The following is a 16,724-nucleotide window of genomic DNA, read 5'->3' on the forward strand; positions in this document are numbered from 1 at the left end:
GGCTCCTTAAGGGTGGGTGGCACGGTGTTTATCGTCCTCGCATGGCAAGGGCAATATCCGCTCCACGGTTTGCGCCATTTCCATGCGCCTTATGAAACAAAAACGACAGGGCGCTTTCATTCCCCGGGCGCGCTCAGGCAGCCGCGTCGTCTTTCCGCGACACCGGCGCAAGCCCGATGCCGAGCGCATGCATGATCTTCACGACGGTCGCGAATTCGGGATTGCCCTCCCCGCTGAGGGCCTTGTAGAGCGCCGGGCGGCTCATGCCGACATCGCGGGCAAGCTGGGCCATGTTGCGCGCCCGCGCGACGATGCCGAGGCAATGGGCGATATGGGCGGGATCCCCGTCCTCGAAGGCCGCGGCGAGGAACTCGACGATCTCCTCCTCGCTGCCCAGATTTTGCGCGAGGTCGAACGGCTTGAACGTTGTCTTCTCCTGCATCGTCACTCCTTCCACGCCTTGGCGATCCGTTTGGCCTCTTCGATGTCCCTGCTTTGGCTCCCCTTGTGCCCGCCGCAGAGGAGAACGACGACCACCGCGCCGCTGCGCATGAAATAGACGCGGTAGCCGGGGCCGTAGTCGATGCGCATCTCGCTGACGCCATCGCCGACAGGCTTGGCGTCGCCGAAATGTCCCTGCTCCAGCCGGGCGAGCCTTTGGCGAATGCGTGCGCTTGCGCGATAGTCCTTGAGACTCCCGAACCATTTCTCGAACCGGCTGCTCGCGATCAGCGTGAACATCGAAAAAATGTATTCTATGGAGGACACACCTTCAAGTACCCCGGAATCGAAAGGCCGCGCCCTCCGGGGAGAGACGCGGCCCATCGAATAGGCGGTGGCGTTGCCTTATTGCGGCAGCAGGTCGCTGTCGACGGCCTGGCCGCCTTCCTGGTTGTAGCCGGTCTGGAGGGCGAGTTCCGTCGCGCCGTCCTTCTGGTAGATGTCGTCGCGGAACTGCACGACGCGGTCCTTGGCCGACCAGGCGGTGATGTAGGTGAAGAAAACAGGGACTTCCTCGGCCAGGGTGATCGGCGTGTTGACACCGCCCTTGATGGTCGCTTCCATCTGCTGGCGCGACCAGCCGGGGGTTTCCTTGAGCAGCCAGACCGAGAGGTCGCGCACGTTCTGCACGCGCACGCAGCCGGACGATTCGAAGCGCATCAGCTTGTTGAACAGGCCCTGCTGGGGCGTGTCGTGCATGTAGACCTGATGCTCGTTGTGGAAGTTGATCTTCGTCGAGGACATGGCGTTGATCTTGCCCGGGTCCTGGCGGAACATCAGGTTCGGGGCCTTCTCGGCGTTCCAGTCGACCGTCTCGGGCGAGACCTCGGCGCCCGAACCGTCGAAGAGGCGGATCGAGTTGCGCGACAGATAGGTCGGATCCTTGCGCATCAGCGGCATGATGTCCTTCTGGATGATCGAGCGCGGCGCGGTCCAGTAGGGATTGAGGATCACTTCGTAGATCTTGGAGTTCAGCACCGGCGACTGGCGATCGATCTTGCCGACGATGGCGGTATGGCGCGAGGCGACGCGGCCGTTCTCGACAGCCTCGATATAGGCGGCCGGAATGTTGACCATGACATAGCGGCGGCCGAGGTCGCCGGACATGGACTGCAGGCGAACGAGGTTCGTCTGGAGCTGGCCGAGGCGGGTTTCGGCCGGAACGTTCAGGGCCTTCAGCGTGTATTCGCCGACCGCGCCGTCGGCCGGAAGGCCATGGCGGGCCTGGAAGCGCTTGACGGCGCCGTCGACGTAGGAATCGAACGCGCCGTTGGTGCCGGCCGAGCGCGGCAGGTCGCCCGAGATGATCAGGCGCTGGCGAAGCTGCTGGACGGCCGGATCGGCGACGCCCATTTCCAGCTTCTGCTGCGTGTTGACCGTCGGCCAGCCGCCGCTCGACACGATGTTCTGGTAATCGACGATGGCCTGCTGCAGGTAGCCGGAGCTGCCCGAACCGAAGATCGGGTTGTTGGAAACGACGGCGACGGCGGTACGCGAAGCCTCGGCGTCGAACTGGTCGTCCCAGTTGCCGCGGCGCGGAGCATTGAGAATGTCGTCGAGCGCCGTCTGGGCGAGCGTCGGGCCGGCCACGGCGGCGGCGCCGAAGGTTGCGGCAGAGCGCAGGAATGCGCGGCGCGAGAACACATCAAATCCGGTTTTGCGAGACATCTATCCTACCATCTCCTGAGACGCCGCTCCTGCGGCGAGGTGCACGCGGCACGGCGCGCAAGGGGTTCCATACCCGATGCAGCTATCACGAACAGGGTTAACAAACGCAAACCGGCCCTGCCGCCCGCGCATACCTTAAGCCCAGCGTCCGGGTGTCACAGCAATATGGCCAATTCGTGTCTCGGAGGAGCATTGGCCGGCGCGGAGAGGACACGACGGCGTGAGCGATTCGTCATTTAAAGGCGTCGCATAAGGCCATCACCTTCGTCACCAAGGCAGGGCCGCCGCCCTCTCTATCGGAAACCGCCGTCTCCTCCGTCACCTCGGACCTGATCCGGGCTCCGGCCCGCTCGCGTCTGCGAGCGCAGGAGACGCATTTCAGCGGATGGCAGGCGCCCTCTTGCCGCGCGGACGCGCGGCGGCTGGATGCCGGATCACGTCCGGCATGACGGAGGAGAGGGAGCGGCGAGAGAGGAGACAGCGGCGCTTGCTGCACGTTTTCGGGTGCAGAAGAAGACGCGAACATGCAGCCGTGCCGCCGGCATGCCGTTCGACAATTCCGAAAACCTCTCCTCCGTCACCCCGGACTTGATCCGGGGTCCATCGCGCTCGCGTCCGCGAGCGCCGGAGACGCGTTTCAGCAGATGGCAGGCGCCCTCTCGCCGCGCGGACGCGCGGCGGCTGGATGCCGGATCAAGTCCGGCATGACGGGCGAGAGACAGAGGCGAGAGAGGAATCGGCCAAACTTGCTGCAAGTTTTTTGGGTGCAAACGAAGACGCGAACATGCAGCCGTCCCGCCAGCACTCCATTCGCGCTTGGGCCCCCCTCTCCTCCGTCACCCCGAAGGCAGCCGAAAAGAAAACACGGCAAAAGCCGGACGCGCAGGGGACGCGGCCGGCTTTTATGGAGGAGGTCGGAAACGCGCCTGGGCTTACAGGCGATACAGGATCGAGTCGTTCCAGAAGCGGTCGAGGCGCTGGAGCAGCTTGTTCATCTGGTTGAACTCGCCTTCGCCGATGCCGCCCACCTTCTGGATGGAGCCGATGTGGCGCTCATAGAGCTTGGCGACGGTCTCGGCGATTTCCTGGCCGCTTTCCGTCAGCGAGATGCGGACCGAGCGACGGTCGATGCGCGAGCGCTGGTGGTTGATGAAGCCGAGGTCGACCAGCTTCTTGACGTTGTAGGAAACGTTGGAGCCGAGATAGTAACCGCGCGAGCGCAGTTCGCCGGCGGTCAGTTCCGAGTTGCCGATGTTGAAGAGGAGCAGCGCCTGGACGGCGTTGACGTCGGAGCGGCCGGCGCGATCGAATTCGTCCTTGATGACGTCGAGCAGACGACGGTGCAGACGTTCGACGAGGTGGAGGGATTCGAGATAGAGGTTGCGGATCGCGTCTTCCTGCGGGTCGACGGCGGGGGCCTGCTGCGGCTTGATCTTGGTGTTCATTGTTACTGCCTCACTGTTTTGTTTGGCGGTGTGGTTTGTTTTCCCGCCTTGAGTGAGAACCTAACGAATGCATCTAAAATTCTACTTAAACCGCAGCCTTAACAGCGCCTTACCGAAAAGCGATGCTGTCTCAGGGTGAATCAGTTCTTACCGTGCGGGCCTGGCGGCGGCGCTCGAGGAACAGCGCGGCGCGGAAAAGAACGAAGACGACGGCGACCGTGAGATGCATGATGACCAGCATCCGGTCGATGCCGAAGATCGAGGGATAGACCTCGTGCATGGCGATTTCCGTGGCCGCCGCGATGAGCCAGATCACCGGCCCCCAGGAGACGAGAAGCCAGAGCCCGACGGCGGCGACGGGGAAGAGAACGGCGAGCGCCGTGGAGGCCGCCTTCCAGGCCGGCGGCAGAAGATCGAACCGCCCCTGCCCGCCCAGCGAAAAGCCCGTCAGCATCGCCCAGTATTGCAGCGCGAACCACAGCGAGGCCACCGCCACCAGCCGCAGGAACAGCATGAACAGCGTTTCGATGAGGCTCGGTCTTGGGCCCTTGGCAGAATCAGCAACCATGGCGCGGACAGTAAGGGCAAGGCCGGCGGGCATAAAGCCCACAAAGCGCATCATGCACGGCCATATGCCGCAGCCCCCCTCCCCGCGGCCGATTTGATTGGCGGGGCGGCCGTGGTAAGAGGCGGCAAGGGCATACAGAAGGACAAGGCATCATGAACATCGTCGACGAGATCACCGGCCACCGCCGCATGCGGCGCAACCGGAAGGCCGACTGGACACGCCGGCTGGTGCAGGAAAACCGCCTGACCGTCGACGATCTCATCTGGCCGGTCTTCGTCGTTCCGGGCAGCAATGTCGTCGATCCCGTCGCCGCCATGCCCGGCGTCAACCGCATGAGCGTCGACCGGCTGGTCGAGGCGGCGAAGGAAGCGGCCGATCTCGGCATTCCCGCCCTCGCCACCTTCCCCAATATCGAGATGCACCTGCGCGACGAGACGGGCTCCAACAGCCTTGCCGCCAACAATCTCATCAACGAGGCGACGCGCGCCATCAAGAAGGCCGTGCCCGGCATCGGCGTCATCACCGACGTGGCGCTCGATCCCTTCACCAGCCATGGCCATGACGGCGTGCTGCGCGGCGACGTCATCGTCAACGACGAGACGGTGGACCTGGTGGCGAAAGCCGCCGTCATCCAGGCCGATGCCGGCTCCGACATCATCGCGCCCTCGGAAATGATGGACGGGCGCATCGGCGCCATCCGCCAGGCGCTCGACGCGGCCGGGCACCAGGATGTCGGCATCATGTCCTATGCCACCAAGTTCGCCTCCGCCTTCTACGGTCCCTATCGCGACGCCATCGGCACCGGCGGGCTGCTGAAGGGCGACAAGAAGACCTATTACATCGACCCCGCCAACGGCACCGAGGCTATGCGCGACGCGGCGCTCGACGTCGAGGAAGGCGCCGACATGCTGATGGTCAAGCCGGGCCTGCCCTATCTCGACATCTGTTGGCGCATGAAGGAGGCCTTCGGCCTGCCGGTCTTCGCCTATCAGGTCTCCGGCGAATACAGCCAGATCAAGGCCGCCGCGATGAACGGCTGGATCGATGGCGAGCGCGTGATGCTGGAAACCCTGCTCGCCTTCAAGCGCGCCGGCTGCGACGGCATCCTCAGCTACTTCGCCATGGACGTGGCGCGGCATCTGGCGAAGAAGGGGTAAGCCGGACGGCTTGCCTTGCCGGGTGAGACGGCTTGAGTCTTTCGCGCTCGCGGACGCGAGCGCGCTGGACCCCGGAGCACGTCCGGGGTGAGGGCGGAGAGGGAGGCGGTCGAGCCGGGCGCCTTGGGGAGGCATGGCCCTCCTATGGCCTTCAACTCAATGCCTCGCGCACGTCTTCCAATCTCGGCATACCGCTTCATTCCGCGCATCAACCTCTCCTCCGTCATTCCGGCCCTGAGCCGGAATCCAGCCGCCGCGCGTCCGCGCGGCGAGAGGACTCGTCGTTGCACGCTTCGCTGACGCGGTGCGGTTGAGCGCCGGATCCCATCCGGCATCCGGAAAAAGGGTGCGGCGAAAAACGCTAAAGGCAGGTGCCCGGCACCGCGCGTCCCTGCCCCATTGCCCATCCCCCGTTGTTTTCCCTTCGACAATCCCCATATGAGAGCGAGGCTCCACCAGGGAGCCATCAAGGAGACAGGCAGATGAGCGCTGATTTCAACGACACGCGGGTTCCGACGACGGACTGGCAGGCCTATCGCGGCGTGCTGTCGCGCCGGATTTTCGCGTTCCTGATCGACTATGCGATCGTCGCGCTGCTCTGGATTCCCGCCGCCGTCGTGGTGTTCTTCCTCGGCATCCTGACGCTCGGCCTTGGCTTCTTCCTCTATCCCGCGCTCTTCGCCATCGTCGCCATGCTCTATTTCGGCCTGACGATGGGCGGACCCAGCCAGGCGAGCGCCGGCATGAACGTCATGGGCCTGCAGCTCGCCCGCGTCGACGGACGCCCGATCGATTTCCTGACGGCCGTCGTGCATCTCGTGCTGTTCTGGATCGGCAATGCGCTGCTGACCCCGTTCATCGTGCTGGTCGGCCTCTTCACCGATCGCGGCCGCCTGCTGCACGACCTGCTGCTCGGCACGGTAATGGTGCGCCGCGACCGCTACTGACCACGGTCGGAACGCGCGGCGCGGCGAAACCTTCAGGGGTCAAAACGTGCGGGCGAAATCCTCCAGTTGACCTTTTGCGGAACTCGGCCAATCTATTGGCATAGAAATGTCACATAGCGACGGAGTCGCCCCACGGCAGATGAATACGCAGGCAACCTCCTCTCCCCAGTTCTATCTCACCGCGCCGGCGGCTTGCCCCTACCTGCCGCAGGAGATGGAGAGGAAAGTGTTTACCCATCTGGTGGGTGAGCGCGCACCGGAGCTGAACGATCTCCTGACCCAGGGCGGCTTCCGCCGCTCGCAGAACATCGCCTATCGCCCGGCCTGCGAAACCTGCCGCGCCTGCATTTCCGTCCGCATCCTCGTCAACGAATTCGAGCCGCGCCGCACCATGCGCCGCGTGCTGGCCCAGAACGCCGACATCGTCTCGCGCGACTATCCGGCCGAGCCCTCCAGCGAGCAATATTCGCTCTTCCGCCACTATCTCGACGCCCGCCACCAGAAGGGCGGCATGTCCGACATGTCGGTGCTCGACTATGCGATGATGGTGGAGGACACCCATGTCCACACCAAGATCATCGAATACCGCCTGCGCGAGGAAGGCGCGGGCCTGAAGGAGCGCCCGCAGGGCGAACTGCTCGCCGTGGCGCTGACCGACAAGATGGGCGACGGCCTGTCGATGGTCTATTCCTTCTACAATCCCGAGCTCGACCACCGCTCGCTCGGCACCTTCATGATCCTCGACCATATCCGCCGCGCCAGGGCGCTCGGCCTGCCGCACGTCTATCTCGGCTATTGGGTCAAGGGGTCGCGCAAGATGGATTACAAAACGAAGTTCCTGCCGCAGGAGCACCTGATGGCGCGCGGCTGGGAGCGCTATGATGGAGACCAGACCGCAGTCCAGCCCTAGGGCAATCCGGTGAAGACAGGTTCACCGGCCCCTGCTCCAGCCCCCTGTTTTGTCTCCTTGTCCGACGCCGAAACGATGCCGCCTCGGCCGCAATTGCCCAGAATCGGTTCCCTCCGTGCCCCAGACTGATACCTCCGCCCTTCACCGCAAGGGCCTCCTCATCACCGCCATCGGCGGGCTTTCCCTGTCCTTCGACATTCCGCTGATCCGCCTGGCACAAGGCGAAGTCTGGTCGGTGCTGGCGACGCGCAGCCTCGCCACCTTCGTCACGGCGATCGTCGCCTGGTCGGTGCTGCGCTTCGTGCTCGGCAAGCGGATCGCGCTCGTCCCCGGGCCGCTCGGCGTCCTGATCGGCCTTCTCTACGGCATCAATTCGCTGACCTTCGTGCTGGCGGTGTTCAACACCTCGACGGCGAATGTCGTGTTCATCATCGCCTTCACCTCGATGTTCGCGGCGCTCATGTCCTGGATCTTCCTCGGCGAGCGCCCGTCGAACGCCACGCTTGTCACCATGGCGGCCATGGTCGGCGGCGTCGCGCTGATCGTGCATGACGGGCTGGAAAGCGGCAATGTCTTCGGCGACGCCATGGCCGCCTGCACGGCTCTCCTGCTGGCCATGGCCATCACGTTCAGCCGCCACAGCCGCATGGACATGGGCTTCGTGCCGCTCGTCGCGGCCATCTTCCCCGGCATTGCCGCGCTGATCCTGCTGCCGCAAACGGGCTTCCAGATCGCCGATCCCGGCTTCATCCTCTTCAACGGGCTCGTCATGCTCCCGCTTGCCTTCTTCTGCCTGGCGACCGGCCCGCGCTATCTCTCCGCCCCCGAAGTCGGCATGTTCTACCTCCTGGAAACGGTGCTGGCGCCGATCTGGGTCTGGATCGTCTTTTCCGAAACGCCGACCACGCAAACCCTCGTCGGCGGCTCGATCCTCATCCTCGCGTTGCTCGCCCACTCGCTCTGGCAGATGCGCTCGAAGGCCCGGGCGGCAAGACAGGGCGACGCGGCGGCGGAGTTTCCCTTCACGGGCTGAGCGGCGTCTAGCGGCGGCCCGCGCCGAATGTTATAACCTGGTTATAACCAAGGATCGCTGCCATGAACATCACCATCCGCAAGATCGGCAATTCCGAAGGCATCATCATTCCGAAGGACGTGCTTGACCGCATGGGCGTCAAGGCGGGCGACGAAATTACGGTGACGCAGGAAGGCAGCAAGCTGATCCTTGCCGCCGCGGACGGCGATTTCGACCGGCAGCTCGGCCATGCCGAAAAATTCATGGATCGCTACAAGGTCGCGCTCAAGAAGCTCGCGGAATGAACATCCTCTTTCTCGACCGGCCGCTGGTCGAACGGCTTCATACGTTTCAGATTCAGCGCTTTGGCGGAGCCTCCGGCCTGCGCGACGAGAACGCGCTCGAGTCGGCGCTGGCCCGTCCCGTCAACAAGGCCTTCTACGGCTGCGAGGACCTGTTCGAACTTGCAGCCGCCTATCTCTACGGGCTTGCAAAAAAACCCGCTTTTGTCGACGAAAACAAGCGGATCGCAATCGTCGCGGCGGCCGTGTTCCTGCTGGACAACGGCTTCGAGATCGATACCGACGACGCCACGCTCTATACCTTCGTCCTCGCCGTTGCGGCCGGCGAGATCGACGAAGAGGGCGCGACGCGCTTCCTCAGCGACGTCAGCGTCCCCTTCTCCGGTTGATCAGCCGCTGAACTTGCCGCTGCGCGGGAACCCCTTCGGCACGGTGCGGCCGGTGCTGGCGCGGTCGGCGAGCCATTCCGCGAGCTCTTCCTTCGAGCGCACGAAGTTGCGGCCGGCGCTGTCGTCCCAGGACAGGCCGTCGGCGATGGCGAAGCAGCGGATGTCGGAGACGCCGCCATCCTTGTAGCGCTGCAGGCGCACGCCCTTGCCGCGCGTCATTTCGGGAAGCTGCGCCAGCGGGAAGACCAGCATCTTGCGGTTCTCGCCGACGACGGCGACATGGTCGCCGCGCACCGGCACGACCAGCTTGGCCTCGTCGGGCATGCCGACATTCATCACCTGCTTGCCCTTGCGGGTATTGGCGACCATCTCGGTTTCCGAAACGACGAAGCCGTTGCCGGCCTGCGAGGCGATGATGACCTTGCGGGACGCGTCATGCACGAAGGCGGTCAGGACGTCCTGATCGTTTTCCATGTCGACCATGATGCGCAGCGGCTCGCCATGGCCGCGCCCGCCCGGCAGCTTGTCCGCGCCGAGCGTGAAGACCTTGCCGCCCGTCGTGACGATCAGCACCTTGTCCGTCGTCTGTGCCGGGAAAGCGACCTTGAGCGCGTCGCCCTCCTTGAACTGGAGGCCGGACGTATCGGCGATGTGGCCCTTCAGCGCGCGGATCCAGCCCTTTTCCGAGATGACGACCGTGACCGGCTCCTTCTCGATCATGGCCTGCTGGATGGCCTCGACATCGGCCTCGGGGGCGCTGGCGAACTGGGTGCGGCGGCGGCCGAGTTCGGTCGCCTTGGCGAATTTCTTGCGGACCTCGCCGATTTCCCAGGCGACGGTCTGCCACTGCTTGTCGTCGGAGGCGAGCAGCGCCTCGATCTCCGCCTTCTCCTTCGACAGCGTGTCGAATTCGGTGCGGATCTCGAATTCCTCGAGCTTGCGCAGCGAGCGCAGGCGCATGTTGAGGATCGCCTCGGCCTGCACGTCCGTCAGCGAGAAGGTCTCCATCAGCGAGACCTTGGGCTCATCCTCCTCGCGGATGATGCGGATCACCTCGTCGAGGTTGAGATAGGCGACGAGATAGCCGCCGAGGATCTCGAGGCGGCGGTCGATGGCGGCGAGGCGATGGCGCGAGCGGCGCTGCAGCACTTCGCGGCGATGATCGAGCCATTCGACCAGCACGTCCTTCAGGCCCATGACCTTCGGCACGCGCCCCATCGACAGCACGTTCATGTTGAGCGGGATGCGGCTTTCGAGCTCGGAGAGCTTGAAGAGCGATTCCATCAGGATCGTCGGATCGACGGTGCGGCTCTTCGGCACCAGCACGATGCGCACGTCCTCGGCCGATTCGTCCCTGATGTCCTCCAGCAGCGGCAGCTTGCGGGCGATCAGCAGCTCGGCGATCTTCTCGATCAGCCGCGACTTCTGCACCTGGTAGGGAATTTCGGTGACGACGATCTGGTAGCCGCCGCGGCCGAGATCTTCCGTCTCCCATTTCGAGCGCACGCGGAAACCGCCGCGCCCGGTCCTGTAGGCCTCCAGGATGCTCTCGCGGCTGTCGATGATGATGCCGCCGGTCGGCAGGTCCGGGCCCTGCACGAATTCCACCAGCTTCTCCACCTCCGCGTCGCGGTTGCGGATGAGGTGCAGCGCGGCGTCGCACAGTTCATGCACGTTGTGCGAGGGAATGGAGGTCGCCATGCCGACGGCGATGCCGGAGGAGCCGTTCGCCAGAAGGTTCGGGAAGGCGCCCGGCAGGACGATGGGTTCCTCGTCCTCCTCGTTGTAGGTCAGGCGGAAATCCACGGCGTCCTGGTCGATGCCGTCGAGCAGCAGCGTCGCGACCTCGGTCATGCGCGCTTCGGTGTATCGGTAGGCGGCGGCGTTGTCGCCGTCGATATTGCCGAAATTGCCCTGGCCGTCGACGATGGGATAGCGCTGCGAGAAGTCCTGCGCCAGGCGCACCAGCGCGTCATAGACCGACTGGTCGCCGTGCGGGTGGAACTTACCGATGACGTCGCCGACGATACGCGCGCATTTCTTGAAGGAGGAATTGGACCGGAGGCCCATTTCGCTCATGGCGTGGATGATGCGGCGGTGGACGGGTTTCAGGCCGTCACGCACATCCGGCAGCGCGCGCTGGGTGATGGTCGACAGCGCATAGGCAAGGTAGCGCTCTTCCAGCGCCGCCTTGAGGTCGACCGGTTGAATATTCTCGTCTCCGCCATCGGGCGGCAAAGTGCTTTGTCCCATGGGACTTGACTAGCCGCTTGCCCGATTCGCGGCAAGGAATCCCGGGAATCCGGCTGTGGATAGCAGTTTGTAAAGCTTCTTTGAAATCTGCCCCCTGAGGTCAGAAATCCATGGAAACTCCCCGCCGCATGAATATATTTGCCGCGCCGCCCGTCTAGGAGCGGTAACGGCAAGGCAGCCGTCCAAATAATTCAGAAAGAGAGCCTATCCATGATGCGCACCTCCCATTTCCGCACCCTCCTCGCTGGCGCCGCGCTCGCCGCCCTGGCAAGCCCCGCCTTCGCACTCGACGGCGCGGACCTGCTGGCAAAGCTGAACGCGACCTATGCCACGAGCGGCGTGTCCATCGCATCCTCGAACGTTGCCGTCGACGGCTCCACCGTCACGCTGGAAAGCGCTGAACTGAAGGCCACCGGTAGCGAAACGCCGATCAAGCTCGGCAACGTCACCATGGAAGGCGTCGAAGAAGACGGCGACGGCGGCTACACGATCGAAACCGTGTCCTTCGAAGACGTCAACATCACCGAAGCGGAAGCCACCGTTACGGCCAAGGACCTGGCGCTGACCGGCGTCTCCGTTCCCGGCAAGGTCGTTCCCGGCACGCTCGAATCGCTGCTGATGTACGAATCGGCCACCGCCGGCCCGATCAGCGTCACCACCAAGGGCAAGGAAGTCTTCTCCATGTCCGGCATGGAAGCCAACATCACGCGCATGGACGCCGATGCGGGCCTCGAATTCGACGCGACGCTCTCCGACCTGAAGGCGGACCTGACCACCGTCGAAGACCCCAAGGCCAAGGAAACGCTCGACAAGCTCGGCATCCATTCGCTGGACGGCGAAGTCAGCATGTCCGGCAGCTGGGAACTGGCAAGCGGCAAGATGACGGTCGATGAATATGCCTTCGACTTCAAGGATATCGGCCGCCTGAACCTGACCCTCGCCTTCTCCGGCTACACGCTCGACTTCCTCAAGAGCATGCAGGAAGCCCTGAAGGCCGCCGAAGCCAACCCGAACAAGGAAGAGGCCAACGCCGCCATGGGCATGTCCATGATGGGCCTCGTCCAGCAGCTGACCTTCAACAATGCCTCGATCTCGTTCGAGGACGCCTCGATCACCAAGAAGCTGCTCGACTACGCCGGCGGCGAACAGGGCGTGACGGGCGACCAGATGGCGCAGTCGCTGAAGGGCCTCGTTCCGATCATGATCGCGCAGCTCAACATGCCCGATCTGCAGAACCAGATCTCGGCCGCCGTGAACACCTATCTTGACGACCCCAAGAGCATCAAGATCAGCGCCGAGCCGAAGGAGCCGGTGCCGTTCCCGATGATCATGGGCGCCGCCATGGGCGCACCGCAGACCATTCCGCAGGTCCTCGGCGTCACCGTCACGGCCAACCAATAACAGGCGGCGCGTCCGTTCTGAACGCCCCTCTTCTGAAACAGGAAAGCCCGGAGCGATGCTCCGGGCTTTTTCTTTTGCATAACGCCGTTCCTAGCGTTGGGTCGGCACCGGCGCCGACCACTCGACGCGCCGCGTCGCATACATGGTGGCGGCGATGGCGACGAAGGAGATCAGCGCGCCGGCGAGCAGCGCATATTCGTCTTCCCTGAGCACCAGATACATCACGCCATAGGCCGACAGCAGCACGGTGCCGAGCGCCACGCCGCTGCGGCGGCTGCCGGTGGCGCTGCCGAGATAGGCGGCGATCAGCACGGTCGTCGCAAGCGCCGCCACCCCATAGGCCACGGTAAAGCCGGTATGCTCGGCCAGCGCCAGCAGCAGCACGTAGAAGACGATGAGCGCCAGCCCCGTCAGCACATACTGGATCCAGTGCACCATGCGCCCGCCCTTCAGCTCCACGACGAAGACGGCGAGGAAGACGAGCGAGATGAAGCCGATCGAGTATTTCAGCGTGCGCGAGACCACCTGGTAGAACTGCACGGGCTCCACGAGGTTGATGCTCATCATGCTGCCCGACAGCGGCAGCGTCGTGCCCACCGCGACGCGGTCGATGCCGCGGGCAAGATAGGGGATCGTCCATTTGGCCGAGAAGTCCGTGGCGGTCACGGTCTTTTCCTCCGGCAGGAACAGGCCCTCGAAGCCCGGATGCGGCCAGTTGGCCCTGGCGGCGAAGGTCGTCGTCTGGCCGGCGGGCGCGACGGCGAAGCTGCGCGAACCGTTGAGCGTCAGCGCGATCTCGAAGGCAAAGCCCGTCTCGATCAGCGGGCGCTCGATGGCCCGGTGCACGCCGGCGCTCGATTGCGGCGTGGCATAGCCGTCCGGCCCGGTCTCGGCCATGGCGGAAATCTGCCGCATGCCCGGATCGAACGGACGCACCGCGCCATTGTCGATCTTGACGCCCGCGTCGGAGCGGATGCCGGTGATGTCGTTGATGTTGAGCACCAGCAGCGCCCGGTCGAGCTGCGGCGTGCCGGCATATTGGGCAAGGTCCTGCAGGATATTGCTGCCGAACCGGCCCTTCAGCGCCAGCGCGCCGCTATAGACGGGCAGCGTATAGATCGAGAGGCGGCGCTCCTCGGTCTTGAGGTCCGCCGTCACGTCGAGCGTTTCGGGCATGACGAGCACCCATTCGGTCGCCTGCTCGACCACGGTGCGGCCATCGACCTCGCGGCTGCGCTGCACGTCGAAGGGCACGGCGAGATAGGGGCCGTTGATCGACTGCATGCCGCCCCAGCCGTTGGCGATGCGGCGGGAGACGTCCGTCGCCCGCTGCGCCCGCTCCTCGGTGAGGCCCCAGACGAGCAGGAGCGGCACCAGCAGCGCGACGGAGATGATGCCGATCATGATGAACTTGACGCCGGGCGAGCGCAGCAGCGTCGCGACGTTACCGCGTGTTTCCGGGCCGCGCCCTTCCGGTCCATAGGGTCCGGCATGCGGGAATTGATGGGATGACGGGACGGGCTCGTCCCCTTCGGTCCTGGTCATGAAAAGTCCCTCCAGTCTTTGAATCGCCCGTTTAAGGCGAGTTCACGCTAGGAGTGCATTTCGACCGATTGTGCGCGGAATTGGGATCGAGCGGCGGCGAATTCGCGGCATTGTGGCGTCTTCGCATTGCAGCAGACCCGGCGCGCGCGCCGGGTCCCAATGATGGGTCATGAGAGCCGCATGTTATTCGATGACCTGCACGACGGTGCGGGTCTGAGGGTTCACGATGACGCGGTGTTCGTTGAGGACTGTGTAGGCATAGTCGGCATGGCCGTCGATGGTCTGGATCTCGACAGCTTCGGGAAGCACGCTTCCGACGACCACGTCGCCCTCGAAGACCACCGAGGGGACCTGCTGTTCCATCACATAGGTGCGGACTTCGCCCGGAATGACGACGGTCGACTGGGTGGTGACCGGGTCCTGCACGATGACGGTGCTCTGGGCATGGGCCGAGGCGGACAGCGTCAGAAGCGCTGCCGCGGTGGCAAGGATAAGCTTGTTGCGCATGTTCGTTCTCCTGTGTTGCACGGGAGGAGAACGGAAAAGCGGCCCGGCGGTTCCGGGCGGCGGGAACGGCAATCGCCCTTCCCGCCTGCGGTGTGTCAGTCCTTCTTGGACGGAACGACGCGCAGCGCCAGTTCCCGAAGCTGCGTCGGCGTTGCCGGCGACGGCGCATTCATCAGAAGGTCCTGCGCCTGCTGGTTCATGGGGAACAGCGAGATTTCGCGCAGGTTCTTGGCGCCGACGAGCAGCATGACCACGCGGTCGATGCCGAAGGCGCAGCCGCCGTGCGGCGGGGCGCCGTACTGGAAGGCGCGGTAGAGGCCGCCGAAGCGCTCTTCCACGTCCTGCTGGCTGAGGCCGACCTTCTCGAAGGCCTTGACCATCAGTTCCGGCGACTGGTTACGGATCGAGCCCGAGGCGATTTCGAAGCCGTTGCAGACCGCGTCGTACTGGTAGGCCTTCAGCTCCAGCGGATCCTTGCTGTCGAAGGCTTCGAGGCCGCCCTGCGGCATGGAGAAGGGGTTGTGCGCGAAGTCGATCTTCTTTTCGTCTTCGTTGTATTCGTAGAACGGGAAGTCGACGATCCAGCACATTTCGTAGCGGTCGCGGTCGACGAGATTCAGTTCCTCGCCCGCGCGGGTGCGCGCTTCACCGGCGAACTTGTAGAACTTGGCCGGGTCGCCGGCGACGAAGAAGCAGGCGTCGCCGTCATCGAGGCCGAGCTGCGTGCGGATGGCCTCCGTGCGCTCCTCGCCGATGTTCTTGGCGAGCGGGCCCGCGCCTTCCAGCTTGTCGGCTTCCTTGCGCCAGAAGATGTAGCCGAGGCCCGGCTGGCCGGTCGACTGCGCCCACGCGTTCATGCGGTCGCAGAAGGCGCGGCTGCCGCCGGTCTTGGCCGGGATCGCCCAGACCTGGACCTTCGGGTTTGACGCGATCATGTTCGCGAAGACCTTGAAGCCGGAGCCGGCGAAATGCTCGGTCACGGCCTGCATGACGATGGGGTTGCGCAGGTCCGGCTTGTCGGAGCCGTATTTGCGGATCGCCTCGTCATAGGGAATGCGCGGCCACTCCTTGGTGACCGGCTTGCCTTCGGCGAATTCCTCGAAGACGGCCGTCATCATCGGCTCCATCGTTTCCCAGACGTCTTCCTGGGTGACGAAGCTCATCTCGACGTCGAGCTGGTAGAACTCGCCCGGCAGGCGGTCGGCGCGCGGGTCTTCGTCGCGGAAGCACGGCGCGATCTGGAAATAGCGGTCGAAGCCGGCGACCATCAGCAGCTGCTTGTACTGCTGCGGGGCCTGCGGCAGGGCGAAGAACTTGCCCTCATGGATGCGGCTCGGCACGAGGAAGTCGCGCGCGCCTTCCGGCGAGGAGGCGGTCAGGATCGGCGTCGTGTATTCGGCAAAGCCGGCCTCGCCCATGCCGCGGCGCATGGAGGAGATGATCTGCGTGCGCTTGACGATGTTGCGGTGCAGCGTGTCGCGGCGCAGGTCGAGGAAGCGGTACTTGAGGCGCACGTCTTCCGGATAGTCGGGCTCGCCGAAGACCGGCAGCGGCAGTTCGCGGGCGGCGGAGAGCACTTCGATCTCCTGCGCGTAAAGCTCGATCTCGCCGGTCGGCATGCCCTTGTTCACGGTGTCGTCGGTGCGCGCCTTGACGAGGCCGTCGATGCGCACGACCCATTCGCCGCGCACGGTCTCGGCGGTCTTGAAGGCCGGCGAGTCGGGGTCGGCGACGACCTGGGTGATGCCGTAATGGTCGCGCAGGTCGATGAAGAGCACGCCGCCATGGTCGCGGACGCGGTGGACCCAGCCGGAAAGACGGACGGTGCCGCCGACATCGGACTTGCGGAGAGCGGCGCAGGTGTGGCTGCGGTAACGGTGCATCGTGGTATCCTGAAATGCTGACGGGCCGCGCGGGAGGGTCCCGGCGCAGCTACCCAAGAAAATCGCGCGGAAAAGCGCATGGCCGCGCCCGTTTGTCAAGGCTTGGCGGGTCTTTGCCCGGCCGGGACGCGGCGAATGCGCCCCTCGCCCGGCCTGCCGGCCACCGTCTTCCCGCCCGTCGGGGCGGGGGAACGGGCCGCGTGCTTTTCCGGCCCGCCGCGCCCGGCCGGCGAAAG

The 16,724-nt window shown here is 64.7% G+C and carries 16 protein-coding genes; 7 read left to right on the top strand and 9 right to left on the bottom strand.

Annotation, left to right across the window (positions count from 1 at the left end; translation table 11 throughout):
- Window positions 1–133: 133 nt before the first annotated feature.
- From V8U06_RS05600 to V8U06_RS05620, 5 genes are all read right to left on the bottom strand, one after another.
- The gene (locus V8U06_RS05600) at window positions 134–442 is read right to left on the bottom strand and encodes an addiction module antidote protein (RefSeq protein WP_427139831.1); all 309 of its coding nucleotides are present in this window, start codon (window positions 440–442) and stop codon (window positions 134–136) included.
- A 2-nt stretch (window positions 443–444) separates the two neighbouring features.
- Complete coding sequence (locus V8U06_RS05605; protein WP_427139832.1) at window positions 445–741, bottom strand: type II toxin-antitoxin system RelE/ParE family toxin; 297 nt, start codon at window positions 739–741, stop codon at window positions 445–447.
- 105 nt (window positions 742–846) lie between these two features.
- Window positions 847–2,169 (bottom strand): L,D-transpeptidase family protein, encoded by a 1,323-nt coding sequence (locus tag V8U06_RS05610; RefSeq protein WP_427139833.1) that lies wholly within the window; start codon window positions 2,167–2,169, stop codon window positions 847–849.
- 932 nt (window positions 2,170–3,101) lie between these two features.
- A complete protein-coding gene (ldtR, locus tag V8U06_RS05615; RefSeq protein WP_226919689.1) occupies window positions 3,102–3,614 on the bottom strand; it encodes a transcriptional regulator LdtR in 513 nt (170 codons plus the stop codon).
- Window positions 3,615–3,744: 130 nt separating this feature from the next.
- Entirely contained in the window at window positions 3,745–4,236 is a 492-nt protein-coding gene (locus tag V8U06_RS05620) for a DUF6163 family protein (protein WP_427139834.1), read from the bottom strand.
- 98 nt (window positions 4,237–4,334) lie between these two features.
- On the opposite strand from V8U06_RS05620, the gene hemB reads away from it, so the two are divergent.
- The 6 genes from hemB (at window position 4,335) to V8U06_RS05650 (ending at window position 8,899) form a co-directional block, all read left to right on the top strand.
- Window positions 4,335–5,339: a porphobilinogen synthase gene (gene hemB / locus V8U06_RS05625; protein ID WP_427139835.1), complete on the top strand. Its 1,005-nt coding sequence runs from the start codon at window positions 4,335–4,337 to the stop codon at window positions 5,337–5,339.
- A gap of 482 nt (window positions 5,340–5,821) precedes the next feature.
- On the top strand, window positions 5,822–6,286 hold the full coding sequence (locus tag V8U06_RS05630) for an RDD family protein (RefSeq protein WP_226919692.1): 465 nt from the start codon (window positions 5,822–5,824) through the stop codon (window positions 6,284–6,286).
- Window positions 6,287–6,425: 139 nt separating this feature from the next.
- On the top strand, window positions 6,426–7,196 hold the full coding sequence (locus tag V8U06_RS05635; RefSeq protein WP_427139836.1) for an arginyltransferase: 771 nt from the start codon (window positions 6,426–6,428) through the stop codon (window positions 7,194–7,196).
- Between the two features lie 115 nt (window positions 7,197–7,311).
- Window positions 7,312–8,229, top strand: a complete 918-nt coding sequence (locus tag V8U06_RS05640; RefSeq protein WP_427139837.1) for a DMT family transporter — start codon at window positions 7,312–7,314, stop codon at window positions 8,227–8,229.
- Between the two features lie 62 nt (window positions 8,230–8,291).
- Window positions 8,292–8,513 carry an AbrB/MazE/SpoVT family DNA-binding domain-containing protein gene (locus V8U06_RS05645; protein WP_226919695.1) on the top strand — a complete coding sequence of 74 codons (222 nt, stop codon included), beginning with the start codon at window positions 8,292–8,294 and terminating at the stop codon, window positions 8,511–8,513.
- On the top strand, window positions 8,510–8,899 hold the full coding sequence (locus V8U06_RS05650) for a type II toxin-antitoxin system death-on-curing family toxin (RefSeq protein WP_427139838.1): 390 nt from the start codon (window positions 8,510–8,512) through the stop codon (window positions 8,897–8,899). Before V8U06_RS05645 ends, V8U06_RS05650 begins: the two co-directional genes overlap by 4 nt.
- Here the strand turns inward: V8U06_RS05650 and parC are convergent, their stop codons facing one another.
- Window positions 8,900–11,152 (bottom strand): DNA topoisomerase IV subunit A, encoded by a 2,253-nt coding sequence (parC, locus tag V8U06_RS05655; protein ID WP_427139839.1) that lies wholly within the window; start codon window positions 11,150–11,152, stop codon window positions 8,900–8,902.
- Window positions 11,153–11,362: 210 nt separating this feature from the next.
- Here parC and V8U06_RS05660 point away from each other — a divergent pair, with 210 nt between their 5' ends.
- A complete protein-coding gene (locus tag V8U06_RS05660) occupies window positions 11,363–12,553 on the top strand; it encodes a hypothetical protein (protein ID WP_427139840.1) in 1,191 nt (396 codons plus the stop codon).
- Between the two features lie 90 nt (window positions 12,554–12,643).
- On the opposite strand, the gene creD is transcribed toward V8U06_RS05660, so the two are convergent.
- The 3 genes from creD to aspS all read right to left on the bottom strand — a co-directional run bounded on the left by creD (window position 12,644) and on the right by aspS (window position 16,488).
- Window positions 12,644–14,098 carry a cell envelope integrity protein CreD gene (gene creD / locus V8U06_RS05665; protein WP_427139841.1) on the bottom strand — a complete coding sequence of 485 codons (1,455 nt, stop codon included), beginning with the start codon at window positions 14,096–14,098 and terminating at the stop codon, window positions 12,644–12,646.
- A 183-nt stretch (window positions 14,099–14,281) separates the two neighbouring features.
- On the bottom strand, window positions 14,282–14,605 hold the full coding sequence (locus V8U06_RS05670; protein ID WP_427139842.1) for a DUF1236 domain-containing protein: 324 nt from the start codon (window positions 14,603–14,605) through the stop codon (window positions 14,282–14,284).
- Window positions 14,606–14,700: 95 nt separating this feature from the next.
- The gene (gene aspS / locus V8U06_RS05675) at window positions 14,701–16,488 is read right to left on the bottom strand and encodes an aspartate--tRNA ligase (RefSeq protein WP_226919701.1); all 1,788 of its coding nucleotides are present in this window, start codon (window positions 16,486–16,488) and stop codon (window positions 14,701–14,703) included.
- Window positions 16,489–16,724 lie beyond the last annotated feature (236 nt).

Origin of the sequence: Shinella sp. G-2, assembly GCF_050172695.1 — a bacterium.
Lineage (GTDB): Bacteria > Pseudomonadota > Alphaproteobacteria > Rhizobiales > Rhizobiaceae > Shinella.

What these genes read in the sequence shown, in the direction of transcription:
- V8U06_RS05635 (WP_427139836.1), top strand. Translation starts at nt 6,426, where the DNA reads ATGAATACGCAGGCAACCTCCTCTCCCCAGTTCTATCTCACCGCGCCG.
- aspS (WP_226919701.1), bottom strand. Translation starts at nt 16,488, where the DNA reads ATGCACCGTTACCGCAGCCACACCTGCGCCGCTCTCCGCAAGTCCGAT.
- creD (WP_427139841.1), bottom strand. Translation starts at nt 14,098, where the DNA reads ATGACCAGGACCGAAGGGGACGAGCCCGTCCCGTCATCCCATCAATTC.
- V8U06_RS05600 (WP_427139831.1), bottom strand. Translation starts at nt 442, where the DNA reads ATGCAGGAGAAGACAACGTTCAAGCCGTTCGACCTCGCGCAAAATCTG.
- V8U06_RS05630 (WP_226919692.1), top strand. Translation starts at nt 5,822, where the DNA reads ATGAGCGCTGATTTCAACGACACGCGGGTTCCGACGACGGACTGGCAG.
- V8U06_RS05670 (WP_427139842.1), bottom strand. Translation starts at nt 14,605, where the DNA reads ATGCGCAACAAGCTTATCCTTGCCACCGCGGCAGCGCTTCTGACGCTG.
- parC (WP_427139839.1), bottom strand. Translation starts at nt 11,152, where the DNA reads ATGGGACAAAGCACTTTGCCGCCCGATGGCGGAGACGAGAATATTCAA.
- hemB (WP_427139835.1), top strand. Translation starts at nt 4,335, where the DNA reads ATGAACATCGTCGACGAGATCACCGGCCACCGCCGCATGCGGCGCAAC.
- V8U06_RS05660 (WP_427139840.1), top strand. Translation starts at nt 11,363, where the DNA reads ATGATGCGCACCTCCCATTTCCGCACCCTCCTCGCTGGCGCCGCGCTC.
- V8U06_RS05605 (WP_427139832.1), bottom strand. Translation starts at nt 741, where the DNA reads ATGTTCACGCTGATCGCGAGCAGCCGGTTCGAGAAATGGTTCGGGAGT.
- V8U06_RS05610 (WP_427139833.1), bottom strand. Translation starts at nt 2,169, where the DNA reads ATGTCTCGCAAAACCGGATTTGATGTGTTCTCGCGCCGCGCATTCCTG.
- ldtR (WP_226919689.1), bottom strand. Translation starts at nt 3,614, where the DNA reads ATGAACACCAAGATCAAGCCGCAGCAGGCCCCCGCCGTCGACCCGCAG.
- V8U06_RS05620 (WP_427139834.1), bottom strand. Translation starts at nt 4,236, where the DNA reads ATGATGCGCTTTGTGGGCTTTATGCCCGCCGGCCTTGCCCTTACTGTC.
- V8U06_RS05645 (WP_226919695.1), top strand. Translation starts at nt 8,292, where the DNA reads ATGAACATCACCATCCGCAAGATCGGCAATTCCGAAGGCATCATCATT.
- V8U06_RS05650 (WP_427139838.1), top strand. Translation starts at nt 8,510, where the DNA reads ATGAACATCCTCTTTCTCGACCGGCCGCTGGTCGAACGGCTTCATACG.